The sequence below is a fragment of the Nocardiopsis sp. TRM 82005 genome (genome assembly GCF_056312425.1).
The window spans coordinates 201,943-219,521 of the sequence record NZ_JBWDTQ010000014.1 but is presented as its reverse complement, the minus strand read 5'-3'; the positions used below and the strand labels follow the sequence as shown (position 1 = coordinate 219,521).

Annotated in this window: 5 protein-coding genes; all 5 read right to left on the bottom strand. The window is 69.5% G+C overall.

What is annotated here, in order from left to right; genetic code table 11:
• Positions 1-14: 14 nt before the first annotated feature.
• The 5 genes from AC0T5L_RS11375 to AC0T5L_RS11355 are packed head-to-tail and all read right to left on the bottom strand — an operon-like array spanning position 15 to position 17,578.
• A complete protein-coding gene (locus AC0T5L_RS11375; protein ID WP_476165391.1) occupies positions 15-2,402 on the bottom strand; it encodes a penicillin acylase family protein in 2,388 nt (795 codons plus the stop codon).
• Entirely contained in the window at positions 2,389-7,374 is a 4,986-nt protein-coding gene (locus tag AC0T5L_RS11370) for a condensation domain-containing protein (RefSeq protein WP_476165390.1), read from the bottom strand. Before AC0T5L_RS11370 ends, AC0T5L_RS11375 begins: the two co-directional genes overlap by 14 nt.
• Positions 7,371-7,622, bottom strand: a complete 252-nt coding sequence (locus AC0T5L_RS11365) for a phosphopantetheine-binding protein (protein ID WP_476165389.1) — start codon at positions 7,620-7,622, stop codon at positions 7,371-7,373. Before AC0T5L_RS11365 ends, AC0T5L_RS11370 begins: the two co-directional genes overlap by 4 nt.
• Before the next feature lie 33 nt (positions 7,623-7,655).
• Complete coding sequence (locus tag AC0T5L_RS11360) at positions 7,656-10,817, bottom strand: amino acid adenylation domain-containing protein (RefSeq protein ID WP_476165388.1); 3,162 nt, start codon at positions 10,815-10,817, stop codon at positions 7,656-7,658.
• Positions 10,814-17,578 (bottom strand): amino acid adenylation domain-containing protein, encoded by a 6,765-nt coding sequence (locus AC0T5L_RS11355; protein WP_476165387.1) that lies wholly within the window; start codon positions 17,576-17,578, stop codon positions 10,814-10,816. Before AC0T5L_RS11355 ends, AC0T5L_RS11360 begins: the two co-directional genes overlap by 4 nt.
• Position 17,579 lies beyond the last annotated feature (1 nt).

Sequence of the window (17,579 nt, the reverse complement as noted above, 5' to 3'; positions counted from 1 at the left end):
CGTCCTGTCCGCCCTCAGTCCTTCGGAGCTCTTACTGGTTCGCGGGTGATGACGAATTCGTCGGTGATCCGCTCCCGCGGTGGGCGGCCGGACGAGGTCGCGCGCGCCCACTGCGGGTGCCGATCAGCGAAGTGCCGGCTCAGCGGATGGCCGGACTGCCCGCCCGGTATCTCGAACCGGGCCACCGGGTCGGGGCCGGGGGAGAGCACGGCTCGGCCGGCGGCCCCGAATCCCGGGGCACAGGTCCGCACGCAGTGCAGCGCACCGGGCTGTGGTCGGGGGGAGATGCTCAGCAACCGGTCGGCCCATCCGGCCAGTAGCGTCAACGGGTGCGCGAGCCCCACCTCGTTGAGCCGGCCCCAGCGCCGCACCCTACGGCTCAGGACCGTCCGAGGAAGCTGCCCGGCGGCTTCCTCGGCACACCGCGCCACGAACCCCGGCCACCCTCGGTGCTCTTCGCCGGGAGGCAGCAGTGACGTCTCTCCCGAGCGGATGACGGACAACAGCGGCGAGTCGATCGACCTTGTCGAGAAGACGAAGGTCGGATCGTGGTCACGGCAGGCGGTGAAGTACGGGGAGAGCACTCGCTCCGCGAGAATCGCCCGGAACCGGACCAGGACCCCGAAGGCACGCGAGTCCGCCCCGGCCGTACCGTCCCAGCCCGTCAGGAGCCGGCTCACCGCGCCCCGGGCCAGTGCCGCTACCGCGAGGTCTCGATACGGCAGGTACAGCTCGGCGGCCACGTCGTGCTGGAGCGCGCGCATCTCCGCGGGGGTGGTTTCGCGCCGCTGTTCCAGCAGCTGCCGGATCCGGTGTGCGCGGTAGCCGGGGTCGGCGTCGTAACCGATCCGGAATTCGTCCTGCGGCAGCGCCTCGTCGTTCGCCGAGACCAGTATCCCCGACGGGGGGTCCACGATCCGCGGCCGCTCGGCACCGGCCAGGTACCCCTCGGGGGTGGCGGATGGCGCCTTGACGCACCGCCGTGGGAGCAGTCCTGAGGCGAGGTGGGCCATTCTCCCTGCCTCGTCGGCGATCAGTACGTTGAGTGCGATCCCGTCGGCGCCCTCGACCACATCGATGCCCTCCTCAAGCGTGCGGGCGTGTGCCAGGCGCTGAAACTTCAAGTCACCGGCACGCGGGGAGTGACCGGTCCATCGGATCGCGGCCCGCGCGCCCATCAGCGGTGTCCGCGCGACCGGCGAAGACCCGTCACCGACCATCTCGAATGAGCGCTCCCCCTCTCCCCGCACACCGATCCGCTCGGTTCGGGTCCGGAGTTCGTGCGCGGGCTCCTCCACGGGTACGAGGTCCAGGACATCCGCGGCAAGGTCGGTCACGCCCCAGGCCACGTGCCCGTTGGTCCCCGTCAGGGCGACCGGGAGCCCGGCGACCGCGAGCCCTCGCAACCGCCGGCCCGGCCAGCGCAGGTCCAGCTCGTACATGAGGTTCGGTGCCATCAGCGGCAGATGCAGGTCGCATGCGAGCAACGTGCGGTCGGCGTCCCCCACCACCCAGCAGTTCGAGCCCGCCGCTGGCCTATCCGCCGCGACCACGCCGTCCGCCACCTCCGTGGACCGGAGTCCCGCCAGATCCGCTGGCGGACTCGGCGGCACCGACCGGCCGCTAGCGAGGAAGAACCGCGTGATCGGCTCCGGGAAGGTGTGCCGGATCACCGCGTCGGCCTGCTTCTGGCGCTCGGTCCAGGAGAGCGTGTGGAACATGAACAGCGCTAGCAGGATGCTGTCCTCGATGGTCCAGGGCTGCGGCCGGTAGGACAGGAAGCGGCACTCGAACGGCGGCCCCAGCTGCGCGAGCGCGGCGTTCGCTCCCGCGGCGAACGCGGTCAGGAGGTCGCGTTCGGGCTCCTCGAGTCCCGCCGCCGCGCGTTGCGCCGCCGTCACCAGGTCAGCGGCCCGGTACTGCTCGTCGCTGGCGAGGGCTCGCCGGCCCAGCACCTCCGAGAGGCGACCCGAGCCGGTCCGTCGCAGCAAGTCGAGTTGGAAGCCACGGTCCCGCATCATCACGAACCCCAGCGCCCGCACCCCGTCCAGCCAGGAAGACGCGTCGATTCGGACCACTCCGGCGCTCGTGGTCTCAGCGTGGACCTCGCTGGTGAGCTCGGGTATGTGCACGTTGCCGCGAAACGCCGTCGAGCGCAGCAGGGCTCGAGTCATATGGAGTTCGACTGCGAGCCGCTGGCGGTGGCGCCGGAAGTAACCGACGGTGGCGGCCACGCCGCCGAGAACGACCGGAGCCGATACCCACGGTGGTCCCAGCGCTACCGCCGCCACCGCGGTCGCGGCGGTAGCGGCGACCGCGACCAGGAGCGCACGTGCTGACGGCAGCAGAGCCAGGCGCAGGTACCGCGGACGGCTCGGCCGGTAGCGCCTACTCCTGGCCATCGAGGGTCTCCGCGATGCCGGTCGACTGGGCGACGATATCGCTGAGCAGATCCTGTGCGGCCGCGTCCGCCAGTGCGACCGGCTTGTACTGGAGATTGAGTTCGATCCCGCTGGGGCCAGTGGTAGCGGCCAGGACGAAGTTCACCGTGGTGGGTGCGACCGTGGTGCTAAGGATGGCGCGCTGTGAGCGGTGCGGCGTAAGGCTCAGCCCCTCGCCGACCTCACTTCCAGTCAGCTCGTCCTGCATGAGGAGCATCGCCTCGAACAGCTGCCCCTCCCGCTCCGGAGCGGGTGACTTCGCTTTCAGCGACTCGAGCACCTCCTCGAACGGGACCTCCTGGTGATCGAACGCGTCCAAGCACACGGCCTGAACGTGTCGGCTGAGGGTGTCCGGATCCTGTGCCGAATCCAGCCGAAGGCGCAGCACCGCGGTGTTGGCCAGCAGGCCGACGACCTCTTCCGCGCCCGGCTCACCGCGGTTGGCCAGCATCGTCGCGATCCTGATATCCGGTTCGCCGCTCCACTCCGCCAGTGTGGCCGCGTACCCCGCCAACACGAGCATGAACTCGGTCCGCCCGGTCGCGGCGGCCACCCTGCGCAGGGTCGAGACGGTGGAGTCCGGCAGCCATCGCCGACATGACCGCGACTTGAACCGGTCGAGCAGGGACGCCTGCTCGACCCGCGAAAACCGGCTGTCGGCATGGTCCGACAGTGTCGGCCACGGCGGCGCCAGGCGCTCCACCCAGTGCTGGCGCTGCTGGTCGGCGGCGGGCGTACCGGCCCAGGCGATGCGGTCGCGGGTGAGCTCGCCGCTGCCGGGCGGCAGCGGACGCACCGCAGGGCTACCCGTGACCAGCTCCTGGTAGAACTGCGTGACCTCGCTCTGTAGCAGTGCCATCGACCAGCCGTCGCACACGATGTGGTGGACGTTGATGTGGACGATATGGACGCGCTCGGTGATCCGATACACGACGACGCGCAGCAGTGGTGCCCGGTCGAGCGCGAACGGCTCACGTGCGGCGGCTGCCATCCGGATGTCGCATTCGGCCATCGGATCCGCGTGCCCGCTGAGGTCGGACCGTTCGATCGCCAACGTGACCTGCGGCTCGACGACCTGCTCCACACCGGCCGGCGTCGACTCGAACCTCGTCCGCAAGGCTTCGTGGCGGGCGGTGAGCCTGGCGAACGCGGCCTCGAGCAGGTCGGAGTCGACCGGACCGTCGATGCGGAACGCCCCGGGGATCCCGAACAACGGCAGCTGCGGTAGCCGGGTCGCCAGCGACCACAGCTGCTGCTGGGTCGGTGATACCGGGTAGCGCAGCGGGTGGACGGGAGGTGGCGCCGATGCCGGCGCCGCGCCGGCTGGTGACAGCCCGCTTGCCTCTCCGGCCAGCGCACTGGCCGTGGCCGCGATCGTCGGTGCTTTCGCGAATGTGCGCATCGAGAAACTGCCGTGTTTGGCACGCAGCCGGCTGACCACACGCATCGCGGTCAGGGAGTCTCCCCCGGCGTCGAAGAAGCTCTGGTCCAGCGTGTAGTCTCCGGGGCCCAGAACCTCGGTCCACGTCTCCCGGACACTGTGCACCAGTTCTTCCGAGGGCTCCCGCGCTTCCGTGCCGCCCACGGACGGCGGGCCGGTCACCGAGGGGGATCGCTCGCGTGGCGCAGAGCTGCGGGGGGACCGTGCGCCGGCCGGCTCTACCTGTTCCTCCAGAACGCTGACGGTGCTCTTGGTGACTTGAGCCAGCTCCAGTGCCCCGGGAAGGCTGACGCGCCGACAGGACGCGCCCTGGTCGGTCCGGACGGCGCGCACCGTCCGCTGGATGGCCTCCGCGGTGGACAGCATCGTGGAGCGGTCAAGCCGCGCCGAGTCGTACTCGACGATGAGCCGTAGCTCGCGGCTGCGGGGGTCCACCGTGAAGTTCACGCCGAACGCGTAATGGGTGAACTCGAACTCGAGCGCGTCGAGCAGCTCCAGCTCTTGGTCCCGGACCAGCTTTTTCGTGGTGTGGAAGTCGGTGAAGTTGAAGTACGAGTCGAACAGGTCACCTTCGCCACGGCGGCTCAGGATCGCGGCGTGCGGATACCACCGGTGCTCCAGCATCGAGAGCTCTTCCGCGTGGACCTGACGTGCCAGCTCCGCCCACGTCGGATCGTCGAGGCGGACCCGCATAGGCAGCTCGTTGAGGAACAGGCCCAACAGGCGGTCCGCGTCCGGTCCGTCCGGTCGGCAGGTGAGCACAAGGCCGGTCACGACCTCGTCATGCCCCATCAGCCAGGCGAGGATACGGACGTGCACAGCCAGCAGCAGTGCCTTCAGGGGTACGCCGACCTCCGCTGCCACCCGGCGCAGGTCTGTGATGGTGCCGGGCGGGAAGTCCAGGCTCAGCCGACGCATCTGCTGCTCGGCGGAGGCTTCCGGAGCCAGCAGCCGGTTGCCAGGTGGGGCATAGGTGAGCCAGAACGCCTCCTCGGCCGGGTCGGCCAGCGCCTTCTGCTCCAGCTCCACGTAGTCCGCCAAGCCACCACGTAGCGGGGGCAGCACCTGGTCGTGATCGCCGATGAGCTGTGCCTGGTAGTAGCGGTGAAGGTCTTCGAAGAGGACGTTCACCGACCATCCGTCCAGCAGGATGTGGTGGTGGCTGAAGACGAGCTGGTACTCGGCCGCCGAGAGCGTCAACACCGCGAACCGCAGCAAGGGCGGCGTCGTCACATCGAAGTCGGTCCGGCGCTCTTCGTCGAGCACCTCCTCGATCCGGAGTGCCTGCTCCCGCGCGGTCAGGCCGGTGAGGTCCTCGAACCTGACCGGCACCTGGACGTCGTTGTGCACGCGTTGGACCGCGCCGACCGGGTGGCCGACGTCCACGCTGGTACGCAATACCGGGTGCCTGGCGGCGACCGCCTGGACGGCCGCGCGGAACTTGGGCGGCACCATCTGGCCGCCGACCCGGACGCTGAGCAGGTTGTGGTAGATGCGCGAGGCAGGAGCGAGCTCCTGGTGGTAGAGCATGCCGACTTGCAGCGCTGTCATCGGGTATGCGTCTTCGACGTCCGGCGCGAACGAATCCGCCGCACCGGATTCCAGCAGGCGAAACGGTGGTCCCGCGGTGACGTCAGGCCGGCCGCCCGCATCCCGTGTTGATGGGGCTGTGCCTTCGGCGAGGGCCGTGCGGGTGGCGAGGTCCCCCAGTACCGGGACGTCGTAGATGTCGCGGAGGGAGAGCCCCAGCCCGCGTTCCTGTGCCAGACCGACCAGCTTGATGGCCAGCATCGAGTCGCCGCCGAGATCGAAGAAGTCGGCGGACGCGCTGACGGCGTCCGTCTCGCCGGGTCCGGGCGCGGGACCGAGCCGTAGGACCTCTCGGACCAGTTCCACCAGCGTCGCGACGGCCGGACTGTCATCCGGCACCGGTGGCGTGGCCGTCTGCGCGGGGACGAGCTCCGGCGGACGGCCGACGGACGCGGCGACCTCGTCAGCGGGCCGGGACGGGTCCACCGTGGCTTGCGCGAGCAGGTCGGCCACCGCCGCCACGAGCTCGGTGACGCTTGCCTCGCTCACCGCGCGACGTTCGAACTCGACGTCGATCCGGATGCGGTCATCCGCTACACGGACCAGGAAGTTCAGGTCGAACTTCGATCCGATCTGCGGGACCTCGACCTCGGACACGGTGAGGCCGGTGAAGGCCGGCGGTGGGAGCGGTGCCCCGGCATCGGTCACCAGGACGTTGAACAGGCGCCGTCCAGCGGGGTCCACCGGCTCGGACCCGTCCCCGTCCGGTAAGGCGAAAGGATGTGTCAGCGCTCCGAGCACGGTGGTTCGGACCCGTCGGGCCAGCTCCCGGAAAGCAGGCCGATCGCGGAGATCGAGGCGGACTGGCACGGTGTCGATGAGCGGGCCTACCAGCTGCGACAGCCCTTCCCGGTCACGCCGCGCCACCGGCATCCCGACGACCAGGTCGTCGTGGCCGGTGAATCTGGCGAGCACCGCGGCGATCGCGGCGGTGACGACGATGAACGTGCTGGACCGGGTCGACTCGGCGAGAACACCGATCGCCTTGGTCACCCCCGGATCGAGGTCCGTGCGGTAGGCCGGGCCGCGTTCGGTCCCGGAGCCAGCGGCGGGCGACGGTAGCCGGAGCATCCCCTTCGGGCCGTCGGCGAGCGCGTCGCGCCAGTACCGCCGGGCGGCCGCCAGGTCACCGTAGCGGAAGAGGTCCTGCTCCCACCGCGCGTAGTCGACCATGTCGATGGCGTGCGGGCGGGGCGGTACCGGGTCGCCGGTCAGGCGCGCGTTGTAGAAGTGCTCCAGGTCGTTGATCAGGATCTGGAAGGACACACCGTCGGCGACGACGTGATGCAGGCTGACGAAGAAGACGTAGTCCTCCTCGGCCAGTCGGTAGAGGTACATGCGTACCGGTGGTTCGGTGCCGAGCGGCAGCCGGCGGTCAGCGGTCTCGGCGCATTCCCGCAAGCACTCCGCGAGCGCCTCCTCCGGCGGAAGCCCTCGCAGGTCCCGGTGGGCCATTGGTACGGGAGCTCCGACCCGGATCCGCTGTACCGGTTCTCCCCGTTCGGCTACGAAAACCGTGCGTAGGGAAGCGTGTCGGTGATGCAGGTCCGCCAAAGCGGCTTCGAAGGCGTCCTCCGCCAGCCGGCCTCGCAGCCTCAAACCGCCGCAGAGGTTATACGTTCCGTCGTCCAGCATGTGATCGGTCGCCCAGAGCACCCGCTGCGATGCCGAGAGCGTCCCGGACCGGTCGGCGTCGTCATCGCCGCCGGTGTGCGTGGGTGACGGTGTCAGCCGCTCCCGCCGCTTCACCAGCTCCACCAGCTCGTCGCGGCAACCGCGCATCTCCTCCCGTAGACCAGAGGTGAGCCGTCCGTGCGGGTTGCGGTAGCGGAGTCGGCCGTCGACCACTTCGAGCTGGACTCCGAGCTCGTCCAAGCGGCCGAGCAAGCGTCGGGTCGTCACAGCTCTCCTTCCTCCGCGACCGCCTCGGGTGCCCCCGCGCGCAGTGTCGAGAGCCGATCGACCTCGGCCGCGATCTCCCGCGCCGTGCCGAGGTCGAAGAACGAGGCCAGCTCGAGCGGGACGCCGGTGCGTTCGGAGAGTTCCTGCACCGCCTGGACCGCTAGCAGCGAATGGCCGCCCAGCGCGAAGAAGTCCTCGGTGGGATCGATCGACTCCACCTTCAGTAGCTCGCACAGCACCGTTGCCACTACCGTCTCGGTGGGCATCGCGGGGTGGTTCACCTACTCCTCCAAGGAAGTTCGTGATGACGCCGCTGTCGCGGTCGGGAACCGGACCACCAGTGGAGCGGCCGGGTCCGCGGCACCGGAACACAGCACGTCGTGGAGGCTGTCAAGCCAAGCGGCGGCGGTTCCGTCGTCGAGTAGTTCCGGGCGGTAGACCAGTTCCAGACGCAGCCGGTCGGCCTCCTCGGAGACGTCCAGCATCAGATCCAAGTCGGTGACGGGCTCCGACAGCATCGTTGGGACGACGTCGACGCCCGGCAACGCCAGGCTGTCCCGCCATGTGCCCTGATGGGTGACCTTGACTTGGAACAACGGGAACCGGTCGGACCTTCGCGGCGGGTTGACCGCGGCGACGATCTTGTGGAACGGCAGCCGGTCGTGGGCGTAGACGGCGAGGCTCTGCCGCCGCACCAGCGCCAACAGTTCGCCGAAGGACCGTGGCCCAGGGGCGGAACGCAGCCGCACCGGCAGCTGGTTGACGAAGGTACCGATCAGCTCCTCGCTGCCGGGCCAGGAGCGGTTGGCGGCGTCTATCCCGATGACGATGTCGCTGGTCCCGGTCAACGCCCGTAGTACCGCGTAGAGCGCGGAGTTGACCGCCATGATCGGCGTCGACCGCTCCGCTTGGGCCACCGCTCTCACCTGTGCCGTCTCGTCCGGTGCCAGTGTGCGCACCGCGCTACGAGCAGCGAAGCCGGGTGTGGAGGGGCGCGGGCGGTCCAGCGGAAGGTCGATCAGCGTGTCGGCCCCGGAGAGCTGGTCGCGCCAGAACTCCTCGCATGCCGCCGCCTCAGGGCCGGCCAGCCAGTTCCGCTCCTGGGTGACGTACTGGCCGTATGTCGTGGACGGTAGCGCGACCTCGGTGTCCCCGCGGAGATAGCGCTCGTAGTAATGCCCGATCTCCCTGCCGAGCACCCCGAGGGAGACACCGTCGGCGATCAGGTGGTGCAGGACCAGGCCGAGCACGAAGTGGTCCGGGGCCGGCTCCGCGAGGTGCGCCACCAGCAAAGGCGGCCTCTCTTCCCGCGCGGAAAGACCGTCCGCGGCGAGCTGGTACGGGTCCGGCGCGTCCTCTCCGGCCGTCCTCTGCAACACGATCTCGGCGTGCGGCACGGTCCGGGCGGACGGCACGCCCCGCTCCTGCGAGAAGACCGTCCGCAGCGGCTCGTGGCGGCGCACGACCGCGGCCAGTGCGTGCTCGAGCGCGGGCAGGTCCAGCGCACCGCGGAACACCAGCTGGAACCGGATCAGCTGCACGTACCGGGAAGGATGGAGCTGCTCCAGGAACCACAGCCTTTCCTGACCGGATGAGAGCGCGGATGCGGCGGCCCCGCCCTTGGGGCCCGGCGATCCGTTCGGGACTGTCCGCTCGGCCGCGGCCAAGGCCGCGAGCAGCCCGCGGGGAGTCGGCTCCGCGAGGAACTCCCGCAACGACACGTCCGGCACGCCGAACCGCTCCCGGACGACCGACACGAGTTTCATGCCGAGCAGCGAGTCGCCGCCGGCAGCGAAGAAGTCATCGTCCGGCGCGACCGCGGGAGTCTCGAGGACCTCGGCCATCACGGCCTGAACCGCGTCGAGGGAGCGCGCTCCCTCCCCTGCCCCGGTTCCCCGCGCCGTATCAGCGACACGGCGTTCAAGCGCCCCGTGGTCGGTCTTTCCGCTACTGTTCGTCGGCAGCTCGTCCAGGACCGTCACCGTATGCGGAACCAGGAACGCCTGCGTGCCGTCCCGCATCGCGGCAAGGACCGAAGCGGGGTCCAGCGTGACGGCGAGGCCGGACTGCGGGCAGACGAAGGCGTGCAGTCGTTCCTGCACGAATACCGCGGCGGCGTGCGCTACCCCGGGGACCCGCTGCAATTGTGCCTCGACGTCGCCCAGCTCGACTCGCTGACCACGGATCTTGACCTGGCGGTCGCGGCGACCCAGAAAGTCGATCGTGCCGTCTGCGGCTCGGCGCCCGCGATCGCCTGTTCTGTACAGACGGCCGCCGGATTCGCCGGAAAGGTGGTCCGGAACGAAGGCACCCGCGGTCCGGGCCGGGTCGCCGACATAGCCGCGCCCGACCCCCGCGCCGCCGACCAGTATCTCTCCTTCCTCCCCGGGCACCACTTCGCGGCCGGCGGAGTCCACAAGGTGGATACGGGTGTTGATGACCTCACGGCCGATGGAGGGCGGCCGGCCCCTCGCGCATTCGGCGGCGGTGACGACATGGTGTGTTACGTCGTCTGAGCACTCGGCCGGACCGTAGGCGTTCATGAGCATGGTGCCGGGAAAAGACGCGTGCCAGCGCTGGGCCAGCTCCAGCGGTAAAGCCTCACCCGTGGCGATCAGGCACCGCAGTGTCGATAGCGACCCCGTCGGCCTCTGGTCGAGCGCCAGGTCGTCGAGCAGCACGGCCATCAGCGACGGCACGAGCTCGAGAACGGTCACTCCGTCTCGGCGGATCCACGCGAGCAGTTCTGCGGGCTCGGACATGTCGACGGGCGAGGCGACCGCGACGCATCCGCCGACCGTCAGGGCGGCCAGCGCCTGCCACACCGAGATATCGAACGACAGCGGAGCGGTGAACCCCACGACATCCGACCGCCCGAGCGCCAGGTCACCGACCTTCGCCGCGGTGTGGTTGGAGAGGCCCCGGTCCGTCACCATCGCACCCTTCGGGGTACCGGTGGAGCCTGAGGTGAAGATGACGTACGCGAGGGCGCTGGGGTCGCGGTCTGGGAACACGGCCGCCGAGGAACCGGACCGCGCCACCGCGGACACGATCCGCCGCGGATCGTCGACGAGATCGACCGCGTACGTTTCGTTCCCCGGCTGTACGAGGAACACATGGGCATCGGCGTCGGCGCACATCTTGCGGGCCCGCTGCCGCGGCGTACCGAGGTCGAGCGGAAGGAAGGCGGCGCCGGCACGGAGCACACCGAGCAGCATGGCAATGTACTGTCCGCTCCGCGTGGCCACCACGGGTACGACGCTTTCCCGGCCGACGCCGCGGCTGGCGAGGACCGAGGCGTACCACGTGGCTTCCGCGTCGAGTCGGGCATAGGTCCATTTCTCCTGCCCGTCGACCACCGCGGTGGACTCCGGCCGTTTGGCGCAGTTAACCGCGAATCCATCGAGAAGGTCTTGGACCGCTTGCGCCTGCCGATCTGTCACCCGACCTCCCAGCTCGTCTTTTTAAGCTGACCCACTGTCTGCCTGGGGTTTTGTACGAGCGTTGAGGACATTTTCCGCAAAGCCGAGTCCAACGCCTCGATATCGGTGTGCCCATACCGATTCGGGGCGAATCGGTATCCTAAACGATAGCCATCGTTCCACGCCTCAACATTTATCGTCAAGGGATAGGGAACGTCTTCCGGTTCGACCTCGGTCAGTGTGACCGTCAATCCGTCGAAGTCCGGCGTCTCCGTAGCGGGCTGCATCACCAACATGACATCGAATGGCCCGCTGTCCTCACTAATGGATTCTCCATCCGCGCGGGGGAGCATCCGAACGAGTTCCTGGAATGGCAGGTAACGGGACCGGTACGCGCGAAGGGCGCTCTCGCGGGTCAGGTGCAGGGCATCGGCCCCGGCATCGTCCAGTCCCAAGCGGGTAGCGAGAACGGCCACATTCAACAATGGCCCTACGACCTGCTGTAGCTGTGGACGGTCACGTTGGGCGATGAGGGTACCCAGAAGCGTCGTCTCGCGCCTTTCGGTACCGCTGTGGACCAGCATCGACAACACCGTGGCGAAGACCATGAACGGCGTTACGCCGAACTGCTCGGCGGTGCGGCGGATCTCAGCGGCCAGCCCTGGTTCGATCCATCCGACGTGCTGGCCCGATCGGGTCCCGGCGGCGGTGGCCCGGTTCGGCGTCGGGGACACCGACACCGGCCCGGCGGTGAGGTCCCGCCACTGGGCGGCCTCTGAGACGCGCGACGCCTGGTCGCGCCCCCGCCGCCAAGCCTCCTCCTGGAGGCAGTAGTCGGCGAAGGTGTACGCGGGCAAGGCCGGCGCCTCCCCCGCCGAGTCCCCGCGCACCCGCCGGTTGTAGGACTCGGCCAGGTCGGCCAGGAACAGCGACATCGAGACACCGTCGCTGGCGATGTGGTCGATCGTGACCAGCAAAGCCCACTCCTCCTCCCCCAGCCGGACCAGTGTCGCCCGGCAGGGCACCTCGCGACGGAGGTCGAACGGTCGAGCCGCCTCGTTGTCCACGTACTGGTCGAAACCAGCATCACCGAGCTCGGCCAGCACTCCCCGCAGGTCGAGGTCCTCGGCGGGGGACTCCTCAGGGGAGGACGCGGCCCAGGTCAGCTTTCCGTCCTCCTGGGTGAACCGCGCCAGCAGGACTGGGTGGCGGTGAAGCACGTCCCTCAGCGCGCTTTGCATGGCCGTCGGGTCGAGGACGCCCTGGAACCGCAACACGCCCGGCATGTTGTAGGTCGGGCTCCCCGGGTCGAGCTCGTGCAAGAACCAGAACCGCTGTTGCGCCGCACTCGCCGGGATCGCGATGGGTCGATCGGCGCCTGGACTCCCGTCGGCCGGCGCCTCTACCGCACCCGACTGGGCAGGGGCCTGAGGACCCGCCCGCCGGACGGCCTCGGCGAAGTCGCTCAGGCGTGGATGCGCGAAGACTGTGTCCACCTCGAGGTCTGCTCTGCACACCCGCCTGACCTGGTCGAGCATGATGAGCGCGAGCAGTGAATGCCCACCGAGGTGGAAGAAGTTGTCGTTCCCCGTCAGCGCTTCCCGCTCGAGTACCTCGCACCAGACCGCCCTCACCGCCGTGTACACGGGATCATCGGGACGGTCGCCGCCATCCGCGGGTGACTGCTCCGCACGCGGACGGGGAAGCGCGGCATAGTCGAGCTTGCCATTGGCCGAGCGAGGCAGGCGAGGTATCCGGACCAGGACCGTCGGGATCATCTGGCGCGGCAGGCGTTCCTGGAGCACAGTCCGCAGCGGATGCTCTTCGACCGGGTCGAGCACCCGTGGCTCGTCCGTGCACGGTCCGCGTCCCGGTTCCTCGGCGCCGAAGACGACGTATCCCGTCAGGGCCGGACCGGAGGTCCCAGCCGTGACCCTCACCACCGCGGCGCTCACACCCGGGCAGGCCCGCAGCGCCGCCTCCACCTCACCGGCCTCGATCCGGACCCCGTGAATCTTCATCTGCGGATCGGATCGGCCAAGGAACTCGAGATCGCCTGAGGGCGTCATCCGACCGAGGTCGCCGGTGACGTACATACGCGAGCCAGGCACCCGCGACCAGGGGTCCGGGACGAAGACCTCGGCCGTACGGCGCGGGTCACCGAGGTAACCGCGGCCGACGGCGACTCCGCCGACGCACAGCGTTCCGATGACGCCCTCGGGGACCGGGACGAACTCCTCGTCGAGCACCTGCACCGTGGTATTGGCCAGTGGCCCGCCGATCGAGCCGGAAATCGGTGTGTCCGGCCCGTACGCGCACACACCCATCGTGACGTCGTCGCTGCACTCCGCTGGACCATACGCGTTGTAGAGCGGGACCTGCGGCAGTTCGTTCCGCCATCGGTCGGCCATGTCGTGTGTGAGCGAGTCACCGGTGGAGATCATGACGCGCAGTCGGCCAGGGGCGTGCGCGAGTCCGGCGTCGAGCAGCGCGGCCATCATCGATGGGACGAGTTCCAGCACGGAGACGCCGCCGTCGTGCACGGCGTGCAACAGGCCCGATGGAGATCCCGCCGCCGGCTCGGGCACGATCCGGACCCGAGCACCGACGGTGAGGGGTGCGAGGAACTGCCAGACCGAGATATCGAAGGAGACCGGCGCCGTCTGCGCGATACAGTCCCGCGGCCCGACGTCGAAGTGCTCCAGCATCTGCCAGTTGTGGTTCGTCATCCCCTGGTTGGTCACGACCACCGACTTCGGCGTGCCGGTCGTTCCGGAGGTGTGGATCACCAACGCCGCCGCATCGGCGGGGCAGCGGTGCTCCAGGCGGTAGCCGGTCCGGCCGCCGGTCAGCTCGGGCAGGTCAAGTATCCGAGGCTGATACGGCAGCTCGGCGTGGGACAGGGCGGTGGTCAGGAGCGCGGCGCCGGCTTCGTCGACGACGCAGGCGATCGGGCGCACCGAGCGGAGCATCGCCGCCGCGCGCCTCGGCGCCTCGCCCGGGCTGATGGGGACGTAGCAGCCGTCGGCCTTGTGCACGCCCAGCATCGCGGTCAGGTAGCCGGCAGACCGCTGCGCGCACACCACCACGGCGCCGTCCACACCGACGCCCTGCTCAGCGAGCCGGACCGCGACGTGGTTTCCTCGCTGGTCCAACTCGGCGTAGGTCAGCCGTTGGTTGCCGTCGTCCACGGCAGGTGCGTCCGGGCTGGTGTCGGCCAGTCGCTCGAAGGACTCCAGGTAGTGCTCCGGGCGGTCGACCACAGGACCGCTGCCCGCCGCGACCCGGTTCGCTGTTTCCTCTTGCGTGCTGATCGGAAGCGCTTGGAGCCTCTGCCGCGGGTCCGCCGCTATGTTTCGCAGCAGGGTCGCCAGCGCCCTCGCGAGCTGCTCCGCCTGGGTCCGGGACACCTTTCCGGCGTGGAATTGGACGGCGAGCCGCACCGTATCGTCGACTACCGCGACGTTGACTGAAACATCCGATTGCGCGGTGTGCTCCGGCGCCGGCTCCGCCCGCAGTACGCCGGCGCCCATCGGCAACGACGCCGTCGGGTCACCGAGCACGATCGCCGCGGCCTCGTGTCCACCGGGCAACGTGGCCGTGTAGTACTCGAACATCGCTTGGAACAGCGGAGTCGCCGCGTCCAGCCGCTCCGGATTCACCGACCGGGTGATCGTCGACAGCGGCAGGTCCCGGTGATCGAGCGCGTCCAGCATGGTCTGCTGTGTCCGTAGCGCGAACTCGCCGAAGCTCAGCTGCGGCGAGTAGGTCGACCGCACCGGCACCGTGTTGATCAGGTAGCCGACCCAGGAATCGAGGCGGCGGTCGTCACGGCCCATCGTGGGAACACCGACCAGTAGGTCCGTCTGGCCCGTCATGCGGTGCAACAGCACCTGGTAGGCCGCGAACAGCACATTGTGGTACGTCAGCCCCCTGGACCGCGCGTAGCTCCGCAGCGCCGCCATCGTCGACTTGGGCACCGCGACGGGAACGGTCGACCCGGCACCGCCCTCAGGCTGGTCTGATTCGGCGGGACCGCCGGACCGGGGCAACGCGAGGTTGGGCAGGTCCCCGGCGAGCTGACGGGCCCAGTAACCGGCGAGCCGGTCCCCTTCTGCCTTGAGAACCGCGCGCTCCCGAGCTCCGGGCAGGCCCGCGGCGTCAGGGGCGGCAGTCTCGGGCTGGTGGGTCCGCCCCTGGGCGGCCGCGTCATAAGCCTCCGCGAAGTCGGACACGATGATCGCCAGGGAGGCCAGGTCGCAGGCGATGTGGTGCAACGACAGGAGCAAGCTCCAGCCGGTCTCCCGGCGGAGCAGCGCGGCACGCAGCAACGGATCGTGTTCAAGGTCGAACGGCTTGGTGGCGAAGGCACGGTGCCAGTCGGAGACCCGCGCGTCCGTCCACGAACGGGCATCGAGGCTCACAGCATCGACACCGCGGTCCGGTTCGACCACGGCCCGGGGCCTGCCGCGCTCACTGCGTACGGCCATTCGCAGACTGGGGTGCTGCCGGGTCACTGCGGCCAGCGCCGTCCAGACCGCGTCCACATCGATCTCGCCGGCCAACCCGAACGCCCGCGTCACGTTGTAGGCGTAGCTGTCCGGGGACGCACGCTGCAAGAACCACAGCGCACGCTGAGCCTCGGTGAGGTCGTAGGCGGTCTCGTCGGCTGCACCGGGCACCACTGGCGGCGGCACCGGCGCAGGGCCACCGCCCGTCGGCAGTGCCGCCGAGACCGCCTCCGCGAACGCTCGGACCGACTGCGCGCGCAGGATCAGCGTAGCTGGCAGGTCGGCGCTGAGCGCCTCCTTGATCTCGTTCTGCATCTGTGCCGCCAGTATCGAGTCGGCCCCCAGCGACGCAGGCGTCGCGTCCGCAGCCGGGGGGACCTGGAGGCCGAGCTTCTCGCCCAGATATTCGCAGAACACCCGGGTCAGGGCGTCGATGCGCTCCGCGTGCGGCAGGTCGGTCCGCCAGCACTCCCGAACCAGGTCGGCCAGGGTCGATGACACCGACGGTGCGGCCTCCAGCACACTCGAATACAGCGTCTTCAGCGTGCCATCGAGAAACCGGCGCTGAGCGGCGTGGCGCTGGATCTTCCCACTGGTGGTCAGGTCGAGGCTGCCCGGCGGCAGCAGCACCACCGCGTATGCGGCGACTTCGTACTCTCGGGCAACCACGGCCCGGATCTTGCCGGTGATCTCCTCATAGCGGCCCGCCGCGCCCTTCGGGCGGACCTCCTGGCAGATGACAACCGTTTCGTCCCCGTCGCGGGGCGCTGAGAAGGCTGCGCATCGTCCCGGCCGAACCGCCGGATCGATGTCCGCGACATCTTCCTCGATGTCCTGGGGATGGATGTTCCGGCCACGGTGGACGATCAGGTCCTTTGCCCGGCCGGTCAAGTAGAGGCGCCCGTCATGCACGAAGCCGAGGTCGCCCGTACGCAGGTAGGGCCGGTCACCGCCCCCGGTCCTCACCTGGAAAGTCGCAGCGCTGGCAGCCGGGTCCCCCCAATAGCCGGAGCCGTTGCTCGGTCCGGCCACCGCGAGCTCGCCGATCCGCCCGTCGGCGACCGACTCACCGGTTTCCCTGTCCAAGACCCGGACCCGGGTGTGTGTCGGCAAGTCGTAGGAGACCAATTCCCGGGTGCCGGGTTCACCCGCTGGCGCCTCGCACGCCCGCCCGTGCTCAAGCGAGGACTTCGTGAAGGCGGTCCCGGTCGTGGCGGTCCGGCTCCCCCTGGCCACGAGCAGGGTCGCCTCGGCCAGCCCGTAGCAGGGAACATGTGACGATGACCGGAAACCAACGTCACGGAACGCGTCGCTGAAGGCCCGCAGGGTCTGCGGGGAGACCTGGGCGGCGCCGTTGAACGCCACCCGCCACGGGCTCAGATCAAGATCGCGCTTCTGGTCCGGCGTGATCGTGCGCAGGCACAAGTCGTACGCGAAGTTCGGGGCGCCGCTGATGTCGGCCGCTTCCTCGGAGATCGCCCGCAACCAGGACACGGGCCGGCGTATGAACGACCCCGGATCCATGAGTACAGCCCGAGCACCTGTGTAGAGCGGCTGAAGGAGTCCGCCGATAAGGCCCATATCGTGGTGGAGCGGCAGCCAGCTAAGGATTGCCGAGTCGGTGGAAACACCGAACGCGTCCTGGATCGCGGCTTCGTTCGCCACCAGAGCGCCGTGCGAGACCATCACACCGCGCGCTGCCGACGTCGAACCGGATGTGTACTGTAGGAACGCGATGTCCTCGGCGGCTGTGGCCGCGGGCAGCCGGCCCACGCCCCCGGCGTCATCCTCGGCATCTGTCAGCACCCAGGTGAGCTCGCACAGCTTCTGCAACTCGGGCGGCCCGGAAACGACCGAGTCGTAGCCGGACCGGGTGGAGATGATCCCCGTAGGAGAACTCTCCCGCATGGCGCCGAGGACGCGGCGCGCCGTCACCTGGCTGTTCGGCACAGGCAACGGCACCGCGACCATCCCGGCCGTGAGGCAGCCCAAGAAGGCGACCGCGAAGTCCGCGCCAGTCGGCAGCAGGATCAGCACGCGCTCGCCCACGGCCAACCGCCCCGAGAGCTGGCGGGCTATTCGCTCCGCCGCCAGCGCCACGTCCGCATAGGTCATGTGCTGTGACGGCTTGTCCTGGTGAGCGGACCGGAAGGTGAGTGCGAGACGGTCCGGAGCCGCGTCGGCGTGCGCACGCAGCCGCGTACCGAGGTCGACGAACTCTCCGGTGACGCGCTCCGGCGGTTTCGCTGGGACAGTGGGGGTGCGCTTCATC

Excerpts from the sequence above, each read along its gene's own strand:
- AC0T5L_RS11355 (WP_476165387.1), bottom strand. The coding sequence starts at position 17,578 with ATGAAGCGCACCCCCACTGTCCCAGCGAAACCGCCGGAGCGCGTCACC.
- AC0T5L_RS11375 (WP_476165391.1), bottom strand. The coding sequence starts at position 2,402 with ATGGCCAGGAGTAGGCGCTACCGGCCGAGCCGTCCGCGGTACCTGCGC.